The 2537-nt window shown below is 38.0% G+C and carries 1 protein-coding gene; it reads left to right on the top strand.

Annotated elements, in window-relative coordinates:
* Positions 1-380: 380 nt before the first annotated feature.
* Positions 381-2537: VCBS repeat-containing protein (locus WKF69_RS07280; RefSeq protein WP_340380815.1), on the top strand; the 2157-nt coding region annotated here is incomplete at its 3' end.

Here is a 2537-nt window from a genome sequence, read left to right as displayed (position 1 = left end):
TTTTAATGGAGGAGGTCTTCCTGATTTAAGTCAGGAAGACCTTTTTTATTGCTCATATTTCTATTCTCGCCCCTTTTCGGAATATCTTTTTAGAATCTGGTTTCTTTACCATTCATACGGCTCACCTGATCATTCAGATTCTTTTCCTGAGTAGTAAACGATACAGAATATATTCTTTTCTAACGTAAACTTAATTAAGTGTATTTTTTTATATTTAATGATTCACTGCTAATACGTGATAGTTTAGAATAAATAAGGTATTCACTCTAAACTTATAGCTTAGTTTTATTAATCTGAATGGTTTTCATCTTTGTTAACAAAAAGCTAAAAGGATTAAAAGACAATATTTCAAGAATCCGTGCCAGGTAAAACACAATAACATGTTAAAAAAAATCTTTGCTGCCACTCTTTTGAGTCTGGTATTGAACGGATGTACCAATAAAAGCAACAAACTGTTTACTTTAATGGATAAAGGTGAGACAGGGATAGATTACAGAAACATGCTTCGTGAGAGTGATGACATGAATGTGATGAATTATTCTTACTTCTATAATGGTGCGGGTGTTTCGGTTGGTGATATTAATAATGATGGCCTTCAGGATCTGTTTTTTACGGGTAACATGGTTAAGAACCGCCTTTACTTGAATAAAGGAAATTTTGAATTTCAAAATATAACTGAGAAGAGTGGTATTGCCAGCATGCAGGGATGGTGTACTGGTGCCACGATGGTAGATATTAATGGCGATGGATACCTGGACATTTATATTTGCCGCTCTGCAGATATTGACCCTGCACGAAGGAAGAACCTATTGTTCATTAATAACGGTGATTTATCATTTACGGAAAAGGCAGAGGAGTATGGCCTTGCTGATAGAGGATATTCTACCCAGGCTTCTTTTTTTGACTATGACAAGGACGGGGATTTGGATATGTTCCTTATAAATCATTCCTTACAGCAATACACAACTGGTGTGCAGGAGAATGTGCAGCTAAGAAAAAAGCAAAATCCTGATTTTGCAAATAAACTTTATCAAAACGATAATGGATACTATAGAGATATCAGCGCTAAAGCGGGTATCACATCTAACGTTCTAACTTTCGGTTTAGGCCTTGCAATATCAGATATCAACAACGATAGCTGGCCTGATGTTTACGTATCTAATGATTTCAATGAACCTGATTACCTGTTTATAAATAATGGTAATGGAACATTTACCGACAAACTGTCGGAAAGTATGAGTCAAATTTCTATGTATTCCATGGGATCTGACATGGCGGATTATAATAATGATGCTTTACCTGACCTTGTTACCCTGGACATGCTTCCTGAGGATAATAAAACTCAGAAAATGCATTCCGGCGCTGAGAACTTTGATAAAATGCAATTTCTTTTCCAGCGGGGTTTTTATTTCCAGTTTAGCCGCAATATGCTGCAAAAAAATAATGGTGACGGTACATTTTCCGAGATCGGACAATTAAGTGGTATATCTAATACAGACTGGAGCTGGGCAGCGCTGTTTTCAGATTATGATAATGATGGTAACAAAGATCTTTTCGTTACTAATGGTTATGTAAAGGATTATACAGATATGGACTTCCTTAAATATACCATGGATCAGACTATTCGCGCACGCCAGGAAGGGAAGGAAGTAGTGGTGACGGAATTTATTGCAAAAATGCCTACGATCGTAATGCCTAATTATATTTTTCAGAATGCAGGAGGCGACCGGTTTACGAATAAAAATATTGAATGGGGATTAGAGAAAAAGGGGATATCCGCCGGTGCGGCTTATGCTGATCTGGACAACGATGGCGATATGGATCTGATTGTGAGTAATACCAATGATTTTGCCGGTGTCTATAAAAATAATAGCGAGACCATAGAAAAGAATAATTACGTAAAGATCAAGTTAAAGGGTGATGGCAAAAACTCATATGGTATCGGGTCTAAAGTTATCGTATACTGCAAAGACAAAAAATACTTTCAGGAACAGGTGCCTGTGCGCGGTTTTCAATCTTCTGTGGACCCGGTCTTAAATTTCGGTTTGGGAAAAAGCACCATTATCGACTCGGTATTGGTGGTTTGGCCTAATGACAAAATTCAAAAAATCAAGAAACTTAAAATAAATCAAACAGTAACATTGGACCTGAATAATGCTCTGCCGGGTGAGAAATTTATGCCGATCCCTGTGACAAAACCATATTTTGCAAATACCAACTCTCTGGACTTTAAACATGTTGAAAACCAGTTTAATGATTTCACTGTTCAAACTCTGTTGCCTAACTATTTATCCAGGCAAGGGCCATGTATGGCAAAGGCAGATTTGAACCGCGATGGACGGGAGGACCTTTTTATTGGCGGCGCAGCCGGGCAACCGGGAGCTATTTATTTACAAACTTCCAACCGGGGATTTTCGTTGAAACCTTCTGTAGCTTTTAAAGCTGACGCCTCGCATGAAGATACAGCTGCTGAATTTTTAGACGTAGACGGCGATTCGGATTTGGATCTTTACGTAGGGAGCGGCGGATATGAATTT

Source organism: Daejeonella sp. (assembly GCF_037719425.1).
Lineage (GTDB): Bacteria > Bacteroidota > Bacteroidia > Sphingobacteriales > Sphingobacteriaceae > Daejeonella.
This window is presented reverse-complemented; position numbering and strand designations above follow the sequence as displayed.